This is a genomic window from Gimesia chilikensis (assembly GCF_007744075.1).
Lineage (GTDB): Bacteria > Planctomycetota > Planctomycetia > Planctomycetales > Planctomycetaceae > Gimesia > Gimesia chilikensis_A.
Genome location: NZ_CP036266.1, coordinates 499,206 through 519,637 on the forward strand (window position 1 = coordinate 499,206; position 20,432 = coordinate 519,637).

16 protein-coding genes are annotated in these 20,432 nt (G+C 52.5%); 4 read left to right on the plus strand and 12 right to left on the minus strand.

The features are described from left to right. Positions 1 to 220: 220 nt before the first annotated feature. The 8 genes from HG66A1_RS02005 to HG66A1_RS02040 form a co-directional block, all read right to left on the minus strand. On the minus strand, positions 221 to 1,105 hold the full coding sequence (locus HG66A1_RS02005) for a DUF1963 domain-containing protein (protein WP_145180362.1): 885 nt from the start codon (positions 1,103 to 1,105) through the stop codon (positions 221 to 223). 46 nt (positions 1,106 to 1,151) lie between these two features. Beyond that, a complete protein-coding gene (locus HG66A1_RS02010) occupies positions 1,152 to 1,496 on the minus strand; it encodes a hypothetical protein (RefSeq protein ID WP_145180364.1) in 345 nt (114 codons plus the stop codon). A gap of 24 nt (positions 1,497 to 1,520) precedes the next feature. Next, positions 1,521 to 2,189, minus strand: a complete 669-nt coding sequence (locus HG66A1_RS02015; protein WP_145180366.1) for a hypothetical protein — start codon at positions 2,187 to 2,189, stop codon at positions 1,521 to 1,523. Positions 2,190 to 2,382: 193 nt separating this feature from the next. Continuing rightward, on the minus strand, positions 2,383 to 2,766 hold the full coding sequence (locus HG66A1_RS02020; protein ID WP_145180368.1) for an immunity 22 family protein: 384 nt from the start codon (positions 2,764 to 2,766) through the stop codon (positions 2,383 to 2,385). 270 nt (positions 2,767 to 3,036) lie between these two features. Beyond that, on the minus strand, positions 3,037 to 3,852 hold the full coding sequence (locus tag HG66A1_RS02025) for a hypothetical protein (protein WP_197996946.1): 816 nt from the start codon (positions 3,850 to 3,852) through the stop codon (positions 3,037 to 3,039). A gap of 432 nt (positions 3,853 to 4,284) precedes the next feature. Then, positions 4,285 to 6,723, minus strand: coding sequence for a WD40 repeat domain-containing protein (locus tag HG66A1_RS02030; RefSeq protein ID WP_145180372.1), 2,439 nt, complete (start codon positions 6,721 to 6,723; stop codon positions 4,285 to 4,287). Positions 6,724 to 8,207: 1,484 nt separating this feature from the next. After that, the gene (locus HG66A1_RS02035; protein WP_145180374.1) at positions 8,208 to 10,676 is read right to left on the minus strand and encodes a helicase HerA domain-containing protein; all 2,469 of its coding nucleotides are present in this window, start codon (positions 10,674 to 10,676) and stop codon (positions 8,208 to 8,210) included. A gap of 96 nt (positions 10,677 to 10,772) precedes the next feature. Continuing rightward, positions 10,773 to 11,237 carry an acyl-CoA thioesterase gene (locus tag HG66A1_RS02040; RefSeq protein WP_145180376.1) on the minus strand — a complete coding sequence of 155 codons (465 nt, stop codon included), beginning with the start codon at positions 11,235 to 11,237 and terminating at the stop codon, positions 10,773 to 10,775. A 123-nt stretch (positions 11,238 to 11,360) separates the two neighbouring features. On the opposite strand from HG66A1_RS02040, the gene HG66A1_RS02045 reads away from it, so the two are divergent. Together HG66A1_RS02045 and HG66A1_RS02050 are read left to right on the plus strand one after the other, a co-directional pair. Next, on the plus strand, positions 11,361 to 12,278 hold the full coding sequence (locus HG66A1_RS02045; RefSeq protein WP_145180378.1) for a carbohydrate kinase family protein: 918 nt from the start codon (positions 11,361 to 11,363) through the stop codon (positions 12,276 to 12,278). A 59-nt stretch (positions 12,279 to 12,337) separates the two neighbouring features. After that, positions 12,338 to 13,174: a peptidylprolyl isomerase gene (locus tag HG66A1_RS02050; protein WP_145180380.1), complete on the plus strand. Its 837-nt coding sequence runs from the start codon at positions 12,338 to 12,340 to the stop codon at positions 13,172 to 13,174. Positions 13,175 to 13,186: 12 nt separating this feature from the next. Here HG66A1_RS02050 and HG66A1_RS02055 read toward each other — a convergent pair whose 3' ends face one another. The 3 genes from HG66A1_RS02055 to serA all read right to left on the minus strand — a co-directional run bounded on the left by HG66A1_RS02055 (position 13,187) and on the right by serA (position 17,318). Further along, a complete protein-coding gene (locus tag HG66A1_RS02055; RefSeq protein ID WP_145180382.1) occupies positions 13,187 to 14,500 on the minus strand; it encodes a homoserine dehydrogenase in 1,314 nt (437 codons plus the stop codon). Between the two features lie 228 nt (positions 14,501 to 14,728). Continuing rightward, on the minus strand, positions 14,729 to 15,379 hold the full coding sequence (locus HG66A1_RS02060) for an HNH endonuclease (RefSeq protein WP_145180384.1): 651 nt from the start codon (positions 15,377 to 15,379) through the stop codon (positions 14,729 to 14,731). Between the two features lie 313 nt (positions 15,380 to 15,692). Beyond that, positions 15,693 to 17,318, minus strand: coding sequence for a phosphoglycerate dehydrogenase (gene serA / locus HG66A1_RS02065; protein WP_145180386.1), 1,626 nt, complete (start codon positions 17,316 to 17,318; stop codon positions 15,693 to 15,695). A 311-nt stretch (positions 17,319 to 17,629) separates the two neighbouring features. Between serA and HG66A1_RS02070 the strand changes: the two genes are divergently transcribed. Beyond that, positions 17,630 to 19,024, plus strand: coding sequence for a TAXI family TRAP transporter solute-binding subunit (locus HG66A1_RS02070; RefSeq protein ID WP_145180388.1), 1,395 nt, complete (start codon positions 17,630 to 17,632; stop codon positions 19,022 to 19,024). A 50-nt stretch (positions 19,025 to 19,074) separates the two neighbouring features. After that, positions 19,075 to 19,749 (plus strand): hypothetical protein, encoded by a 675-nt coding sequence (locus tag HG66A1_RS02075; RefSeq protein ID WP_145180390.1) that lies wholly within the window; start codon positions 19,075 to 19,077, stop codon positions 19,747 to 19,749. A 12-nt stretch (positions 19,750 to 19,761) separates the two neighbouring features. Here HG66A1_RS02075 and trmB read toward each other — a convergent pair whose 3' ends face one another. Continuing rightward, a complete protein-coding gene (gene trmB, locus HG66A1_RS02080; RefSeq protein ID WP_232106737.1) occupies positions 19,762 to 20,394 on the minus strand; it encodes a tRNA (guanosine(46)-N7)-methyltransferase TrmB in 633 nt (210 codons plus the stop codon). Positions 20,395 to 20,432: the final 38 nt, after the last annotated feature.

Genomic DNA, 20,432 nt, shown 5'->3' on the forward strand with positions numbered 1-20,432 from the left:
GGCGGACACATGGGTCCGCACCCTACGGTTTGGGGTGGGGGACTTTGTTGTGGATTGAACGATTGAGCTGAGATTTCCTGCTCGTTGCGCTCGGTCCGAATTACATCCGGACTCACTCTTTTTCTTTTGATCTGGGATGGTCGCTCGGGGACTGTTGGCTATCCAATAATCCCATTCAAACGTCATCGAAAAAATAATCAGTCCTGTCAACGAATTGCTTTCAGGTGCAAAGGTAGTCGACTTCGATATGCTTGAAGTCGAGAGCCAAAAGATCTTGTTCCGGCAGTGAAAAAATGATTTCATCAGAGCATTCACCAAAACTTGCGAGCATCTGGTAACTGCTCAAGAGCTCCCAGTGGAAGAGCGGAATACCGAAAAACTGGTGGGTTCCATCCGCATGATCACAGTTGAACTGATGAGCGATTTCTCTCAGTTCTCTGTCATTTAAGAATAAGGCTTCAGGTAGCGAGTACCCCTGGCAAAAAGAGAATTGTCGTGGATAGAGATGTCGTTCATGAAAGTCATCTCCCCAACGAGTATCGCGCACGATCTTTGCACGTTGAAACCCGGTGAGATCGTCAAAGTAAAAAACAACGGATTCTTTGCCATCGTCTGGGTAACCCCCGGCGTCGTGATAGAAAAAAGACAACAGGCCAGTCTCTGGTAAATTATGGGGCAACTGAAATTGTGCCAGATCACGAAAATTCAACTGTCCCAGAAACCAGCAGGGACCATCCTTCGTCATCGGCCATGCAAAATCGGGCGGCAGATCCGGGGCGCCGCAGAATTTGGACCGACAGACTGCGATTTCAGATTCATCAACAGGTTCCGTCTCGCCAAGCACACAGGGTACCAGTTGCGACACCAGTTCGTCGACCCGTTCGGGGAAATGTGATTCGATGTATTGTCGATGATTGTTCATAACGCCTCCGATTACTGATAAGGGTAACCTTAATGGATGAGATAATAGCGACCTGCGTCCCTGTTGTGGTCCCTGTTTTTGGCGGCTTTGTTGTGGATTGAACGATTGAGCTGCGATTTCCTGCTCGCTGCGATCGGCCCGGATTACATCCGGGCTCGCCCCTTTTATTTTGGTCTGCTGCATGTGGAGGGATGTGTTCGCTCAGTCGATTTCATCCGCTATTTCTTCGTCAAAACGGTCGTAGTAAAACGTGAATCAAACCACGCAAGCTATCCCAGCGATCTCGTGGGGGTAATTCAGTGTCGCCATAATAGATCCGCAGATATTGCTGTTGCCCTGAGGCAACGATCGAATCCGCCAAGTCGTCTAACACATCTTCCGAGGCATCTGAAACGAGCTTCGATACTTTGTAAACAAGCTCCGTTTGAGCTTCCTTGTACGCAGCATACTGACGCACGATCTCGTCTTTTTCCATCGTCATCAGGGCTGCATACAGTCGATCAGCGACTCCTCCCACACGATCAATGAAGCCCCAGAATGACGGATCAATTTCTGTGGTCAGATTAAATTCCATGCTCTTTTATGCCCTCCGGGATGATCACCGCACATTTAACTCTTCTGCCAGTTTGTTGTATCGGTTCCAAAGCTGATGGATCTGTTCTTGCTGTTGTTCACATTTTGCTTCGATTGCAGCCACGTATTCAGTGCTGACTCCATAGGCTTTGCCGATGGTTCTTACATAGTCTGGAATCGCATCAGCGATATTCTGGATATGATTCCGGTTTAGAGAAGTAATTGAAAGAATCGATGCGTCCGCTTGCGCTAATTCAGACATGCACTGCAAAAATAAATTAATAAAATACCTGACATACAACTTATATGACAAATATCCTTCTAAGTTTTTCTCTTCTGCTTTGTGAGTCAGCAATGATGTCAGACAAAGGGTCTGGGCAAACTCCTCACAAAAATCGTCAGCGATTCTCTGGAATAATTCGCCTACATCACAGAACTCTTTCTCTTTTTGATTCGGCTCAGCTTTGGCTATCATGCGTTCGACTTCACTATCACAATTTAAAAGTTCCATTGCGATAATTTCTGCTTGGTCCAGAAACGAACCGTCAAACGAATCTTCTGAGCGTATTGCCTTAATGATACGATCGTGCGCACTCTCATCTACATAACAGACATGCAGGATATCATCTCCTAAACAAAACAATAAATACGTCACATTCGTTGCTCTTTTAAAAGCCAGGAGTTCTTCTGCCATGAGGATTTACCGCTAATAAGGGACAAGACAAACTTGTCAGGAGATAAAAAAGGAGCAGTTCTTTATTTACGTCGGCACACTTTGATCCACAGCTTGTCGGAAGCCCGCGGCGTTTAAGCCTTCACCAGCCAGTCAGGACTGTTGTTGTGCATTTGCTGAATCCGTAATTGGTTGCGGACGGCTCATTGTCGGTTCAACTTAGTTTCTGAAGCTCGAAGCTTCCAATAAAAGTCAAAGGAGAATCTGTGGGCCATTCTTCAATCTGTAACTCTTGTCTCAAAAGCGTGACTACACAATTTGCTGCTTTAATTCCCAATTTATCAGCAGCAGTAACAACGGCATCTGAATAGGTTTCTGCATAAGCTAAGGGGCGCAGGAGTTCGGCTGTGGGGACTGGAGCTGCAAGGAGATTGCCTCCCAGGAGTTCACTATCGTAGTAGTACTCGCCCATGTCTGACGCGAACTTATTCAGTGGGCCATCCGTTTCGATATCCTCATCAATGACGTATTCGGCAAGTTGAGCTTCCGTTAAATTACCCATCCATACTGAAACGGTATTATCTTTTTCAATCAACATAACGCACTCCGATTATCACCCTGGTAAGATCATCGTCGAGCTAACGGCGTAAGTCAGGGGGCACCCCAATGACTATTGTTGCACAAAACATGGAGCAAATCACTGGATCCACAATCAACAGACTGGTGAAGATATGTTTGCGAACTGCGAGTATGAAACATAAGCGACATTAACGACAGGTGACAGCGAGATAGTCAGCAGGATGCTTTCTGAGTGATTTCATTCAAAGAGTATCTGCAGAAAGTAGCAGGCTGTGAATCAGGTCGAGTTCTAATTATCTTCTTCAGGCTTCTTCCAGCGTGTTAACTGTTCCGTCATTGTGATGGTGAAGTATTTATAATCTTTAGCACGAATCTTATCCACATTGAGATTTTCTGCTGCATATAGCTTCCGTCCCTTATGTTCTGCATAGAATATCCGTGTCGGGAGATCTTCTCGTCCTTCTGTAAAATTAATGATGCCGTCTTGATTCGTCCTGCCCCCAATCACGCACTCCCAAGGGGATTCGGACATAGGTCCATACAACCCTGCATGGGCATCAGCCACCGGCTTGCCAGATGCATCAACAAGACGAACTGCAAAGCCAGATGTATTCTCCATTGCCCCAAATGAACGAAGGGGCTTCAGCGAGATAATAAAATCGAGTGGTGCAGGATCCTTTTCCGGGGACAGTTTTGAGATCAGGGTTTCCTTCCCATAGACGACAACCTTGACTTTACCCTTTCGAGTCAGTCGTGGATTCGGATCGGACCGTAGTTCTGTGATCTGGCTATCATACTCTATTTCAAATGTGCTGTTATCGATTTTGTGAAGCTGACCTTTGAAAATAATCTGAGAGTCCTCGCCGAGCGTTGATCTCATAAAAAATGGTCGCTCAGGGATCACGCTAAATTCCAGTGTTCCTTTCATTTTTGTTGCCACAGTATTGGCAGCACAAACAGGCTGCACACGAAGTAAATAGTCTTCGGCCTGCAATCTGCCTCCGATGAATACAATCAATATCAGGAAGAGAGATATGTTCTTAGGCATTTCTTTTTCTCCATGGTACTTAACGGGTCTGGTCCACTGCTGTTCGGCACTGTTCATGCTACCTGGTAAAATCATCACGAACAGAGAGGTTTCGGGACAGAAAAAGTGTCCGGAACCGAATGCGGGTTTTTAACACTGCTTTCGCAAACCGTTTCTGTTCAGCTTAACGATTTTCAGCTACAGGGGTGAGTTTCTTTTTTGTAAAATGGTTGGTATGGTCTTTGACTGGGGTTCCCTGGGGAGTCTGCATTGCAGCCACAGTCGCCAGGCGGGCGGACACATGGGTCCGTACCCTACGGTTTGGGGTGGGGGCTCGGTTGTGGATTGATCGATTGAGCTGTGATTTCGTGCTCGCTGCGCTCGGCCCGGATTGCATCCGGGCTCACCCTTTTTACTTTTCCGTTCTGCCGAGTCAGATCGTCCGATGACAATTAACTTGATGGTTATACTCTGTAAAACCGTCAGGGAAATGGCTCAAGATCGCGCTGTTTATCGCAGAAGAAGTTCCAAATCAGGTCGCTGAGTTTTCAATGGAGCAAGTTCGTTTACATTGATGTTCGCTGGGATGATGAGCGTTTTCAGATCCGGAAGCATTCGCAACTGATTCAAACCGGCTGCGGTGATCCTGGTATCATGAATGTCCAGGACTTCCAGACTCCACATGGCAGTCAGTTCTGAGAGACCGGCGTCGGTAATTGGATTCCCCCACAGCGACATCCTTTTGACATCCTTCAGAATCCCAATTTCATCGAGTTGTTGATCGGTGATTCCGGTCTCTGCCAGATAGAGGCGATCAATATTTCCAGCCCAGCGAAGTTGTTTGATGAGGTCGTCGGTAACCGGATGACCTTCGAGATGCACGTAGGTGATCCCGCTGAATTGAGCCTGTTTGATTTTCGCTCCTGCGGCTTTCAGTTGCTCTGAAATCTCTTTGAGCCGTTTTGTGGGGTCGTCATACTTTTGTGGTTTTGCCTTGGAGGTTGGGGCGAGATTGGGGATGTCGTGCTGTGGTAACTTTCGTAGTTCTGCTTTCAGGTTCAAGTCGTCCGCAAGCGATTGAGTGAGTGCTTTGCCGACCGCCTGCGGCCTGGTGATCGAATCAGTGAAGTCGGCTCCATAACTGACTTGTAGCGTCCCCGGGACTCGACTTGTTGCGCGGCGTAATCCACCGGGCGATCCGTTCACGAATCCGGATTTCGTTTTAATCAGCCAATCATCAGAGCCGTAAAAGAGGAACAATTCTGCCTCCAGATCACCAGTCAGAGTCTGTTCAAAGCCGACAGAGTCACTGACAGTCTCCACCGATTGACGTGGAGGTCCTGGTGAACCTGCGATGAGAAGTTGGCCGGGGTGAAAGAGAACTCCAGGCCACTTGCTCAGCGAAGTCGCACGCGAGTAAAGGGTCTCATTTTCTTCCAGATCGAAGAAGCTCAGCTTGCCGCGACTCGGAATGTATCCGGCAATGCTGCCATTCCTGTTCCAGAAGAGATGTTGCCCGGGTAAGTCGGCGCGGTGTTGTTCGAGATCGTCAATTGCCAGTAAAGAAGTCGTGTATTGCATAGTCGAACCGTTGGCTGGCAATTTGTTTCTGATCAACTTATAGGAAGTTGCTGTAATCAAATTCCCTGACGGATTAACGCCGCCGACTCCGATTCCTGAATCAGGAAACATCCTCGTTTGCAGCGACCCTCCAGTCCTGGCATCGATTACTCTGATCTCGTCAATGCCGGCACTTCCATCGTTGCCTGGTGTCAGTGCAGCGACGATTTTCGATTCGTCTGAGTTCCAACCGGCGTAGATGACTGCTTTGCTCGATCTGGCATAGTCTCGTTCAATTTTACCAGTCTGAAGATTCCAGATGAGAATCCCTCCACCGTTTCCGTCATACCAGTCTCCCACTGAGATAAGCACGTGTTTCCCAGCTTTAGAAAACTGAGCAGACGTGAATGCCCCTTCAAAGTAAGAGTCTCCTTTTTCTCTTTGCAGTGATTGCAGGACCTCGCCTGAGGTCAGGTCCATGATTCTTAATTCATTATCCCGAAGAAGTACTTTGTCTTCAGTGGGATGAAAAGAGCCATAGTCGATATTCTTCAAATGATATTTCAACTCCCCCAGTTTCAGATCCCAGATGGCGCTGGGTTGCCCCGGATTCCCCCAGCCTGATTTGCCTGTCAGCAGCCAGCGACCTGATGGCGAGAATGCCAGGGGAAGATGGTATGCTGCCGCAAACAACGACGTCTGGGTGGGGATCTCAATCGTAGGAGAATCGGGTAGCGGGCCATGCAGGCTTATGGTTTTCTGCGTCGAATCAACGTGCAACCGCCAATGATTCCTTGTGACCCACCAGCGATTGTCTGTTGATGACTGATAGGTCGGCCATTTCTCTTTGGGAGGGGCTTTTTCATGCCGATCCAAGGGCCAGAGTTCCACTTTTCCCTGGGGGTAATTCAACAAAATCTCATCATTCACAAAGTCGGCATCAAGTGCAGTTCGTGGAATAGAGAGCAAGGGAAATACCGTCGCTGTCTCCCAGACGATCACACGCGGTGTGTACCAGAATTCGCCTGATCCTATGGTGAGAAATCTGCTGCCATCGTCGTTGAACTCAACGGTGCGAATTCTAATGGGAGAACAGAACCGCTGTTGTACTTTCCCTGTTTTTAAATTCCACAGAATTCCAATGTTACCAGAACCTGCTAACAAGAATTGTTGATCAGGTGAGAGCTTCGCTGCGCTGATTTCTCCCTCTGTCGGAAATTCGTTAAGAGTTTCGCCTGTTTCCAGATTCCAGACACGAATCGTTTCTGGTCCGCAGGAAGCGACGAAAACTGGCTGCCCGTTGTTGATCAACAGGATGTTGGAATAATTAGAGTATTTATACCTGGTGAGGTCGATATCGCGTATGACTTCTCCATTCTGCTTATTCAACAGCCTCACCATCTCTGATGACTTCAATAACACGCGACCGTTTTGCAAGAACCTTGCAGAGAAATTTCTGGTGTTGAACGGATACTGCCGCAACGCGAGTCCCGTTTTGACATCCCACAAAACAGCACTTGCCTGATGTCTCGTCAGCAGATGTCCTGATTCAGAGTCATAGTCGTCAACACGATCGGCAGATGCAAGCCCCCATTGCTGAATGAAGAGTTCCTGTTCCGCAGCGCAAGAATTCCTTGCAAGAGTGGCGATGAACAAAATTAAGCTGATTTCCAGAGTACGATTCCAGGAAAGCATCTCACACTCCATGAAAATAAATGTAGTGCCATGTCGAGCTTGAAATCTCATATGACAATCTATGTCCGCTGCTCTATTGATGAATTTTGGGATGATGGCGATCACGGGAGTGCGACAACAGAGCACATAACAACACTCCCCGCCCTTAATTTCAAACTTGACGAAGCACCAGATTGAGATCCATTCTTTGTTGGTGTGCAATGCTCAATGCGGTTTCTGACGCAGACCCATTCTCTGGACAGATAATATGACAGGAACAAGATCGGGCTTTCGAACACTGCTTTCGCAATCCATCTTCCTTCAGCTTAGCAATTTTCAGCTATAGGGGTGAGTTTCTTTTTTGTAAAATGGTTGGTTTGGTCTTTGAATGGGATTCCCTGGGGAGTCTGCATTGAAGCCTCAGTCGCCAGGCGGGCGGATACATGGGTCCGTACCCTGCGGTTGGGGATGGGGGACTCGGTTGTGAATTGATTGATTGAGCTGTGATGTCCTGCTCGCTGCGCTCGGTCCGGGTTTCATTCGGGGTGAGCCGGTTCTGGATTTGGGTGCGTGCTGGCGATCATGGTTTCAACCGGGGCTAATGCCCTGCGGCTAATTGGTTTTTATTGCAGTCCGGGTTCCTTACAAGACGGGGGCAGGATTGCTTCGGCTGCTGTTCATTTCCGGTTTGGGGTGGGTGGTTCGAACGTGGCTTGATTTTGATAGCTGTGACCTCCTGCTCACGGGGCTCGCCCCGAATTGCATTCGGGGTTACCCGGTTATTTGAACTGATTTCCTGAACTTCAGACTTTTGTTGTGATGTTGTGTGATCTTGTTGAATGGCGTGCGGGGGTCAAGGGGAATTGTGCTTTGATTCTGATTTGAAAGGGGGGGAGTTGCTGGTGAGTGTCGCGCGAAATGCTCTGAAAGTGCTCCGAAATGATTTGAAATTCTACGAGACATCGGGAACCGGTTCCGTTTGTGCTGGTGAAAAACTGGAAAAATCGACGGCGATTCAGGTGGATCTGAGTCACAGGTGCGTCGTGTTCCAGTGCTCGCATCGTCCGCCTCGCGCGCGAAGCACAATTGCGATAAATTACGGTTCGGGAGGAGCCGATCAAGGTCAAACTGTTCAGGGAAATGGAACAGAAGGGAACTGGAAATCGTGAGGTTGTTCTCAAGCCGACTGACGGGGACGCCTAACGGACGTCTTCCCGTCGGTAGAGGGGTTCGCTGATGCCGGTGGCTTCGTCGACGGACCAGGGGAGCCAGGTCAAGGCGACTTCGTTGATCATCAGGTCGGATTTGCGGGGGCGGACGAGGTACTCTTCGATTTCGAGGTCCTCGGGACGGATGGGGGCTTCGAGCTCATCCAGTTCCTGCTGGAACTCGGCTTCGAGCTCCTCGTATTTCTGCTGCTGGACTTTGAGGGCTTCCTGGGCACGTTCGATGTCGTCGTATTCCTTAGCGGCGCGACCGACGCTGCGGGCCGCGGTGGAGGCTTTGCGGACGTTCGTCGCGCTGGCGATTTTACGACCCATGATGGCACCAAAGATGGTGGTGCCAATGGAGAGGAAGGAGCTCATTTTTTTGTCGCTGTACTGGGACTCTTCGCGGGCAACGCGTTCTTCTGCAGTGCGAATGCGATTCTGGATGGTCTCGAGTTTGGAAGCGTATTTCGCGCGGAGTTTTTCGATCTGCAGATCGCGTTCTTCGCGCAGGAGTAGTTTGAGCCGGGCGCGGAAGTCGGCTTCGGTTTCGTCCGGATCGGAGTAGAGTTTGGGATCGGCGCTGAACCAGAGTTTCAGCGGACGTTCCTGGTAGAGGTAGTTCTTCAGATCTTTTTCCCAGGTGGTGTATTTTTTGTTGCGAGTCAGAGCGGTGTCGACGCCGGCGAAACGGGCCTGGTCTGCGGGCTGGTCCTGGTAGTCGAGATCGCCGACGGGGATGGGGGTGGCCTCTTCCCAGAGGCTCTCGGGGACATCGCCGGTGAGGGAGATCAACAGAGCGACATCCTGCCAGAGGTCGAATTTCGATTTGGCATCGGCATAGCGGAGCTTCGCCAGGCCGAGCACGCCAGGCCGGTAGACCAGTCTGCTCCCCTGGGGGAGCATGCTGGAGGCACGGAAGACGCGTTGTTTGATGTCGGGGGGGATCAACGGTGGCTGATCGGGCTCGGCTGCGGTTGTGGGTTCGGCGGTGCTCGGGGCGCTGGTGACCGTGGTTAGGGTTTCGTCGGCGAGCGCCTGCTTGCGGGGATCCATGAGGGTCTGGATCTGTGTGCGTGTCAGGGGGCCACGGAGGTACGAGAGGGCCCAGCGGGTGTGGAAGACGACAGGGGCATCTTCATGAACGTTGTGCAGCAGGAAGACGCGGCTACCGAGGTCGGAGAGGATGGCTTCCATCTGCTGACGGTGGAACTGGCTGCCTGCGGTTCCCGATGCGCTTTCCAGGCCGTCCAGCACGCGGGCCTTGTCTCGCTCGGTCTGCAGACGACCGATGAACCAGGTGCCTGTATTGGAGAGCCCTTTGTAGTCGAGGTCGACGGGGTTCTGGGTAGAGAGGACGACGCCCAGTCCAAAGGCGCGGGCCTGTTTGAGCAGGGTCAGCATGGGCGTTTTGGAAGGGGGATTCGCGGTCGGGGGGAAGTAGCCGTAGACTTCGTCCATGTAGAGGATGGCGCGGAGGCTGGACGTTCCCGACTGGCTGCGGACCCAGGCCAGGACTTCGTTGAGCAGGACGGTGACGAAGAACATCCGCTCGGAATCCGAGAGGTGGGCGATGGAGAGGATCGAGATGCGTGGCTTGCCTGCGCGGGTCGTCAGCAGGTTGGCGATGTTGAGTGCTTCGCCCTGCATCCAGGCCTCGAAGCCGGGGGAGGCGAGCAGGTTGTTCAACTGCAGAGAGAGGGCCATCCGGTCTTTGGCGGGGTAGAAGGTTTCCAGGTCGAGGAAGCCGATCTTGTCGAACGGGGGCGCCTGGATTTCCTGGATCAGGCTGGCGACCGAGAGGTTGCGTTTCTCTTTCCAGGCCTGGTTGAGCAGATTGGAGATCAGAATATGTTCGCGGCTGTTGATCGGGTCGGCATCGATTTTGAGCAGGGCCAGCAGTCCGGAGACGGCGGAGAGGATCCGATCCCGCAGGGCGTCGCTGTCGTTGAGGACCGCATCGCTGGGGGCGTCAAACGATTTGAGGACCGAGATGGGCAGGCCAGCGCTGCTGCCCGGGGTGTAGATGGCCATGTCGACAGCGTCACGGAGCCGGGCGATGCGGTCGGCGTCCTGCTGCCAGTCGGCGAGGCCTTTCTTCCAGAGGTCTGCGGTTGCGCGGGCGTATTCATCGGGTGTCTTTCCCTTGCGGACCGCTTCGCTTTCTTCAATCCAGGGACGGAAGTCGGCTGGTTTCAGATCGGGGAAGTTGAGCAGCAGGTTGCCGAGGTCCCCCTTGGGGTCGATGGCGATCACGGGAATGTCGTCGATGGCGGCTTCTTCGAGCAGCGAGAGACAGAGGCCCGTCTTGCCACTGCCCGTCATGCCGACACAGACCGCGTGGGTCGTGAGGTCTTTGCTGTCGTAGAGGACGAGGTTGTCGGTGAGCGACCCGGTGGGGAGATCGTATTCTTTACCGAGGTAGAAGGCGCCTAGTTTCTCATAGGGTTGGTCAGTCATGGCACACCGTGATGGGCAACGGGAAGTGTGATCGGGAAGGCTCGCTGTTCCAGGGAGCTCTGATTGTTAATAGCGTAGCAGGCCGCGATCGAGAAATCACGTTTTGTCCGTGAACTTCTCAGAAAATGCAGTCTGCTCGGGGGCCTCTTCATCGGAGACGACGGAGAAACATTCCGAGACCTCAGTGGGGATGCGGCAGGGGGAGAGGGACTGGTAATTCACGAAGGCCCAGTTGGTCTCGGCTCGGACGAGCAGTTCGGAATCAGCGGGACGGATGATGCGATATTTGCGCAGGGATTTGACTTTCTGCAGATTGGAGATCCAAGTTTGCACGATGATTTCCTGATCGACGAACGCGGGCTGCAGGTATTCGATGAAGTGACTGCGGGCGACCCAGCCGATTCCCTGTTCGCGATAGCGGCGGGCGGGCCAGCCGTTGGCACCGGAGTGAGCGACAGCGGCGTCCTGCAGCCATTTGAGGTAAACGACATTGTTGACGTGGCCCAGCCCGTCGATTTCATCATTGGTCACCAAATGATGGTATTCATAAATACGATGCATGGAATTTGTATCCCGGAATATGGTATGGTATCAGCAGAGATGAACTGAAATGCTGTTGGACGGGTTTATTGAATTACTGATCAACAGTGTAATTGAAATCAACAAGAATGGAATCGGAGTTCCATGAATAATTCTGCGTCACTCCCGCTGGTAATTGGTTTAGGTGAATTACTCTGGGATTGTTTTGGTGATGACCGCCGACCGGGCGGGGCACCTGCGAATGTCGCTTTTCAGGCTAATCAACTGGGATGCAGGGGGACCGTAGTTACGCGCGTCGGCCAGGATGATCTGGGGCGGGAACTGCTCGATTTTCTCAAAAAACAACAGCTCTCCACGGATTACGTGCAGGTCGATGAGAACTACCCGACCGGAACGGTGACGGTGGAGTTCACCGACGCCAACGATCCGCAGTATACGATTCATGAACAGGTCGCCTGGGATCATCTTGACTTTACCGCTCCGCTGGCGACACTGATGGGCGACGCCCGGGCCGTGTGCTTCGGAACACTGGCGCAGCGCGATGCCGACTCACGAGAGGCAATTCATCAGTGCCTGGCAGCGACCAGCGATGACTGCCTGGTCGTCTACGATATTAACCTCAGGCAGAAGTATTACGATCGGGACTGGATCGAGCGATCACTCAAAGCGGCCCGCGTCGTGAAACTGAACCAGGATGAGGTCGAGGTTCTGTCGGAACTCTTGGGAGTCTCTCAAGACGACCTGCAAAAATTCGCGGATCAGCTGCAGGCAGATTACGGAGTCGAGGCGATCTGTATTACCCGTGGCTCACAGGGATGCCTGATCTACGCGGAAGGCGAAGTCTATGATATTCCCGGGACACCAGTCGAAGTGGCTGATGCGGTGGGAGCCGGCGATGCGTTTACCGCTGCTCTAATTTCACGACGCCTGCTGGGTTGGTCCTGGGATCGGGCAGCATTGTTTGCCAATCGTGTGGGAGGCCTGGTGGCCAGTCAATCCGGGGCGATGCCGGTGTTGCGGGACGAGTTCGAGCAACTCAGCCAGGAAATCAAAAACAGTTAAGCGAGCTTAATCAGTTTCATTTTATTGAATTCAGTCAGATAAACTTAAGGAAAGATTTGATGTTACGTATCACCCTCTTCGCGTTATGCCTGTTGCTGCCCTGCCTGGTGGGATGTACCAGTGAAACTCCCACGGCCGGCGATGCTGAAGTTCCCGAAGCAGCTGGCGAAAAGCCGGCCACCTCGGATGCCGAAAATTTTCAGGTTCTCTTAAACACCACCAAAGGTGACATCCTGCTGGAAGTGCACCCCGCCTGGTCACCCCGTGGTGCAGAGCGGTTCAAGAAGCTCGTCGAAGAAGGTTTTTACAACGATGTGGCTTTCTTTCGCGTGATCGACGGCTTCATGGCCCAGGTCGGGATTCAAGGTGATCCCGCCGTGCATGCGAAGTGGGCCGATAACAATATCATGGATGATCCCGTGGTTGAGTCGAACAAACGCGGGTATGTCTCGTTTGCGAAAACCGGACTGCCGGATTCCCGCTCCACCCAGTTCTTCATCAACTTCGGCGATAATTCCAATCTGGACAACATGGGCTTTTCTCCCTTCGCGAAGGTGATTAAAGGCATGGATGTCGTCGATTCACTCTACAATGGTTACGGTGAAGGGGCTCCCGGAGGAGCAGGTCCCGATCAGATGCGGCTTCGTGCTCAGGGCAATGCCTATCTGAAACAGCAATTTCCGATGCTGGACTACATCAAAAAAGCGACCGTTGTTGGCGAGAAACCGGCTGAGGGAGAAGCGAAGCCCGAAGCTGAGAAAGCGGAAGGTGAAAAACCAGCCGAGAAAGAAGGGGCAGAAAAACCGCCTGAAACAAAGGCTGAGGAAAAGCCCGAGGAGAAAAAAGAAGCAGCAGCCAAACCGGAGAAAGAGGCTGCTGCTGAAAAGAAAGAATAAGGCTGCGACAGATCAGTCGTTGACCGGCATCCGGACAAACGGAGAGCGGATACAGGTAAGCTGTTCCAGTTCCCGGCTGGCTGCCTGGAAACGACCTTCGGTGGTCTGGTGAGTCATGATGACCAGAGGCACAATCGGATAGCTTTCGTTTGGATCGACTTCTGGTGCCTCATGCTGGACCAGGCTGGCGATGCTGATTTCATGATCGCCCAGCACGTTCGTAATATCTGCCAGAACGTGCGGGCGGTCTTCTACATTCAGCCGCAGGAAGTAGCGACGTGAAATCTCTTCACGCGGCATGATCTTGATATCGTGCCGGGGATTCCACAGGTCGAGCCTGGGGAATGTAATTGCGGCTCTTCCGACGGCGACATCGATCAGATTCGCGACGACTGCGGAGGCTGTTGCCATCTGTCCGGCTCCCATTCCGGAGAGCCAGATCTTGCCGACTGCATCGCCTTCGAGGGCGATTTTGTTGTAGGCGTCTTCGACATGGGCCAGCGGATTGTCGTTGCGGATCAGCGTCGGCTGGGCATGCATTTCCAGTTGACCGTCGATCAGATTAGCGACCGCCAGCAGTTTAACCGTGTAGCCAAGTTCGTCGGCGTATTTCAGGTCCGCCAGGGACAGCGTATCGATTCCCTGTCGCAGAAACTGATCCAGGCTGACCTTGATACCCAGTGAGAGCTGGACGAGGATCCCCAGTTTCTGGGCTGCATCGGTGCCATCGACGTCCATTGCAGGGTCGGCTTCCGCGTAGCCGATTTCCTGGGCACTTTTGACGGCGTCATCGTAGCTGACATCGTGGGAAAACATCTGAGTCAGGATGTAGTTGCTGGTGCCGTTCAGAATCGCTTCGATAGAAGTGATCTGGTTGGCGGACATCGCCTGGGTAACTGTTTCGATCAGAGGAACACCGCCGGCGACGGCTGCTTCAAAGCAGATGCAACGGCCCAGTTCCCGGGCACGCTGATAAAGGCTTTCCCCTTTTTCGCAGAGCAGGGCTTTGTTTGCGGTGACGACATCTTTACCGCTTTCCAGGGCACGCAGCATGATGTCGTAAGCGGGATCAATTCCCCCCACCAGCTGGATGATGACATCGATGGAATCGTCATTCAGGACAGAGTCGATATCGTCGGTCAGGACACCCTCGGCCAGCTCAATATCGCGGGGCCGGGAAAGATCGCGAACGACGGCCCGTTTCAGATGAATCGGACGCCCGGCGCGGGTGGTCATCTGATCGGCTCGTTCCAGAAGAATTTTTGCGACACCGCTACCAACGGTTCCCATGCCAATAATGGCGACGTTTAACGGAGAAGACGACATTCCTGATTCCTGAGGCTTTCTGGTGCGTAGACTTTCAGCGGGGATGTTGATTATTCGTCTCGTAATATAGACGGTTGAGAGAGCCAGTGGAACCATGGCCCGTAAATTCAGCACAAATCGAGCAGAGGAACAGAGGGAATATGTCGATTATGCGGGAGCAGGTGACAAGATTTGAGTGCGGGAGAGGCTGGAAAAGCAGGGGCAGGCTAAGGGGCTGGAACCGAATGATCAGTCACAGTTGATGAGTTCTTTGGTGCCGACAAAATTTTTCCAGCATTCATATTTCGCCTGTTTCACCTGCTGCAGGAGTACCGGGTTGCGGCTGGGCTTGGCCGGTTTCTGAAGAAGTTTCATACCGGCTTGGGTCGGGGTGCGGCCCCCTTTTTTGGTGTTACAGCGACGACAGGCGCTGACAATGTTTTCCCAGCTCATGCCGCCGCCATGCGAGCGGGGGACGACGTGATCCAGGCTGAGCTGTTTGACGTTGAATTTCTTCTGGCAGTACTGACAGCGATAACTGTCGCGGATGAAAATGTTACGTCGATTGAACTTGATGGTATTGTTGGGGATGCGGTCATAGCGGAGTAACCGGACGACGCGGGGAACCTGGATTTCGTAATTGACGGTGAGGATCCAGTCTTCGAGTTCGCTGCGTTCGTTGAACTCCGAACGTAATCCACTGATTTCGATCCAGGAGCTGAAGTCGTAGTTCATGAAGGTGCCGTCTTCGACACTGATGACCTCAGCGATATCTTTGCTGAGCAGGCAGAAGGCCCGCTTGGCAGAGATCACGTGGACTGGCGAATAAGTCTTATTGAGCGCCAGTACGCTCGCCTGCATGGCACTCGAGAGCGCCTTCCCGGAACTTGCTGAAATCATACGCCGCCCACCCTCCAGAACTCTGAACAAGGTTATGGCAAACTTTGAGGTACTATAAGAACCGAAGCGACTTAAGTAGATTCAACTATTCGAATTGTCGGGAATGATAACCTAACAGATTCCGCAGTCAATTGGAATTTGAGGAATAAACTCAATTAGGCAGGTACGTACCTCTATCGCAGATATTTTATGCAGGAGGGACCCTGGGGTTCAAATACTTTCCCGGGACTAGGCGGATTTTTAGCAGAAAAGGCTGAGCCGCTTCATCGGCTTAAAAACGAACTGATGAAGCGGCTATGAAGCCTGTATAAGCTTACTGCAACCAGGAGAGGGGAGCAGTGGCTGGTGGCATTTTGATGAGTTTCACGCAGGAAACATCTTTGTGGCTGGAGACTTCCGCGATGGCTTCGTCAGGAACATCGCCGTCCACGTTCAGCACAGCGATTGCTTCACCACCGGGCTGATTCTGGAGACGTCCCAGAGCCATGTGAGCGATGTTGACTTTGTGATTGCCGAGCACGGTGCCGATATAACCGATCAGGCCGGGCACGTCATTGTGACGGTAGATCAGCAGGTTGCCATCGAGATAGCCATCGAGGTAGAACTCGTCCAGTTTGGTGAGACGCAGGAAGTCCTGGCCAAAGATAGTACCGGCGGCGGAAAACTTGCCATCCTCAGTCTCAACGGTTGCAGAGATCAGGGTGGAAAGCGTGCCGACTTCGGTGGACTTGTCTTCCGAAATGTCGATGCCCCGATCTTTGGCGAAGACGGTGGCATTCACGATGTTGATTTCGGCCTCGAATGAATGAGAGAGCAGGCCGGCAGTAAAGCTGGATGTGATCAGCTTGGTCTGTTTTTCGGCGACTTCGCCACGGTACTGGATCTGTACTTTTTTGAGGCTGCCTGAGGTCTGCTGTGACAGGAACAGTCCCAGGCGATGTCCCAGTTCAATGTGCGGTTTGAGGTCCGCCATTTCTGCACCGGAGACCGGAATCATGTTGATGGCGTGCCGGATTTCGTTCTTCGTCAGGAAGTCAGTGATGATCTCGGCTGCTTCCAGGGCGACCATCTCTTGAGCTTCGTCTGTCGAAGCACCCAGGTGAGGTGTGGCCAGCATGTTGGGAGCGTCGATCAGGCGACGGTTTTCCGGCGGCTCCTGGGTGAATACGTCACAGGCAGCGCCGGCAACTTTGCCAGATTCCAGAGCATCTGCCAGATCGTCTTCGTTGATGATTCCACCGCGGGCACAGTTGATGATTCTTACTCCGGGACGCATGGTGGCGATCCGTTCGGCGTTGATCAAATCACGGGTTTCGTCAGTCAGCGGAGTGTGCACGGTCAGGAAGTCACAGTGCTTGACGATCTCATCGACTTCTTTGTAAAGCTCGATGCCAAACTCGGCGGCACGTTCGGCTGACATGAACGGGTCGTAGCCGATGACTTTCATTTCCAGTCCCTGTGCCCGCTGGGCGACAGAGAGACCGATGCGACCCAGACCGATGACGGCCAGAGTCTTGCCGGCGACCTGGGTTCCGGTCAGTTTCTTGCGTTCCCACTTGCCTTCTTTCATGGTGGCATAAGCGGGACCGATGTTCCGGGCGAGGGCCATCATCAGGGCGATAGTCTGCTCGGCGGTACTGGTGGTGTTTCCGGCGGGGGTATTCATGACGATGATGCCCTCGCGAGTCGCAGCGACGCGGTCGATGTTATCGACACCGACTCCGGCCCGGACGATGGCTTTCAGACGGGGCTGCCCCTGGAGAATCTCTTCAGTCAGCTTGGTGGCACTGCGAATGATGATACCATCAGCGGACTTGAGTGCTTCCCGTACTTCTTCCGGCGAGAGGCCGGAACGAACGTCAACTTCGATTTCCGGGTTGTCTTCGAGGATTTTGAGACCAGCTGGCGAAAGATTGTCCGTGATCAGGACTCGGTACATGGAATTCACTCACTTATTCAAAATAAGGGATACAGGGCAGGGGAGTCACAATAATCCCCTCATGATACAGAGGTATCGTCCCTTAGCATAGTTCGCCAAAAAATAGCGCCAAGGCAAATGACACTGCAAACTGGGGAAATCAGCAAACAGTTTCAGCACCCCGGGTGTCTGATCCGTTTCTCTGTAACTGAAGCTGCAATTTCCTGCTGAAAAGCAGATAACCGGCCTCAAAACGGGTATGATATTCTGTGCACATTTTACCGTTGGTTATCCGAATTACTATTTTTGAGAATACATCGAAGAAGTGACATATGAGACGTACTATCCTCAAGATCCTGGTCGTCGTTCTCCTGATCTCCCTGCCGGTAATTTTGCATCAGACCTACCGCTGGATGACCGCCTTACCGGACCGGATCACCATCGCCGCCGGTCACCCGGAAGGGCGTTATTACGGGGTCGCAGAACAGCTCAAAGCGAGGTTGCAGGAACAGTTACCGATTGAAGTCGAGATCCTGCAGACAGAGGGCTCGCTGGAGAATATGAAGTTGTTGAGATCAGGCAAAGCCGATCTGGGCTTTTACCAGCCGGGGGCTGAGTATGTGCTGATCGAACGCAAGCCCGGGCCCGCGGCTCCCAGGCAGGCTGGCCCGGTTGAGACGGACGAAATCTGTTTCATCGCCAATCTGTTTTCCCAGGCCGTGCATGTGATTGTACCTCTCAATTCTGAAGTCAGAAATGTGAATGATCTGAAAGGCAAACGGGTTGCGATCGGGCAGCCGGGCTCAGGCGATCTGGCTGCCAGCTTGCCTTTGCTGGAGCATCTTCAGCTGGACCTGGATGAAATCAAGCCTGCCTATCTGTCGTATCTGGAGATTGAAGAGGAGTTTGGTGAGAAGAAGCTGGATGCCGCTATCGTGACGGTGGGAGTAGAAGCGCCGCTCTTACAGAAACTGCTGCAGACCGGTCAGTATCGACTGCTCGAAATTCCGTATATCGGTGCCCTGACGCGGAGGGAAACTCAGTTCTATCCGTATGAGATTCCGGCAGGCATGTATTCCCGAAAGCAAAGCGTCGTTCCCGAGCGGAATCTGCCCACGGTCGCCTGTGGTGCTCTGCTGTTGACCAGGGAATCGGTTTCGGACGATCTGATTACCGAGGTAACAACACAGGTACTGCATCAGAATTTTTCCCGACAGGTGCATCTGAATGAGCTGTCCGCCAAGGGGCAGACCTTCGCCCGTGAGAACCAGGGGTTTCCGATGCACGACGGGGCAGATCATGTTTACAATCCCGAGCTCAAGCCGTTTATGAATTCCGAATTCGTCGAGGCGACCGAAGGGATGCGTTCTTTCATCGTGTCCATATTGATTGCCGGTTACCTGCTGTTCCATTGGTTCCGGAAACGCCGTGAAAAATCGAAAGAACATCGGCTGGACAGCTACATCAGGCAACTGGTTGAAATCGAGAATCAGCAGATGAAATTCGATGGCAATAAACCGCAGGATGGTCCGGCACTCATCGCGTTGCTGGATGACGTAACCAGCCTGAGACAGCATACGCTGAAACAGTTTTCTGCCCACGAGTTGAATGAGGATCGGGCGACAGATGTCTTTCTGGAAATGTGTCACGCATTGAGTGACAAAATTAACGCGAAACTTTTAGGCTGGAAAATTGACCGGCTGGGTGAGAAGATAAAGGACGATTGAACTCTTTTTCTGTTGCCGTTTAGACAAGGCTACCCGCCCGGAAGTTGACTATGCTGGCTAATGCCAACCTGATTAATGTGTTACTCCTGCTGGCGGTCATGTTCGTCGGCTACCTGTTTGTGTTGATCCCGATTCTGATCTATTACGCGATTCAGCACATGCGGTCTCCCCAGCTGATCCTGATGCCCGAGGAGGAAGCCTGCGATTACTATACCGGTAAATGTGGTTCGGAATCGGAGTGGGCCCGCTCCCGCCAGTTTCAGGAAGCCGGCGTTTATCGCTGGCAGCAGAATTTTATTCTGGTGTGGGAACACGTCGAGAGTGCCACCTATTTTCAGGTGACTCTCTCTCCTTACGGGCGGTTCCACAATTTCACAACCCTGTTTGTGGATGACTATTCACTGCTGACTGCCAATGACCGGGAGTCGCTGATTTTTCCCGCGCCGCCCCGCCGTTTCGTGCAGTCGTTCGGCATCGAACAGATCGAGCCCTTGTATGAGAAGCATGCCTCAGCGGTTGAGGATCTGATTCGGATCAAACACCTGGAACTGTGTCACGAGTTTCCCGAGTTTGAGGAATCCTATCTGGCAAGCATGCAGCGGCAGCATGAGTACGTGCGGTCAGTGATGTTTTATCCGGTGCGCGGAATCTGGTGGTATCACATCGATCGGCGGTCCCGGTTTAACCGTCCCATCGATCTGCAGCAGGCGGTGCTGGACAACTGAAGTCGTTGTGAATTACTTGCTGAGTTCCCAGAGACCACGGTGAATAATCCAGCCTTCCTTGCGTTTTTTTCGTTCGAAGCTGGTCTGGAAATCCATGTCGTGTTCCGGGAGTTTTTCCTCGGGGGCTTCCCGTTTGATGAACTGGGGCGCGTGATCCATCAGGTTAACGACCCGTTCGTAGTATTCTTCCACGTCCGTCCAGAAGTGCAGCTCACCGCCATTCTTTAATGCTTTGGTGACCCGTTCCACAAACACGTCGGTAAAAATCCGGCGTTTGTGATGACGCTTCTTCCACCAAGGATCGGGAAAGTAGACATGTACTTCGGAAACAGAGGAGTCGGGGATGAACTTGTCGAAAGCAACCCTCGCATCTCCGCCCAGCACACGTGCATTGGGACGCGCGGACTTCAGTAACCGGGTTGCAGCGCGGCGCCCTTCGCGGTAGTCGATCTCCATCCCCAGAAAGTTTTTCTCCGGGTGCTCACCGCTGGAATTGAACAGAAACAGACCGCGGCCGGCACCTACGTCCAGAACCACCGGATTGTCATTGCCAAAAAAGGCAGCCCAGTCGAAAGGGCCTTCCAGGTCTTCGAGAGTCTGAAAATAGGGTTTGAGGTCTTTGGTCGGTTTCGAACGCGTCATCATGGATTCGTTGTGCTATCGCAGGTGAGGTAAGAGAAATT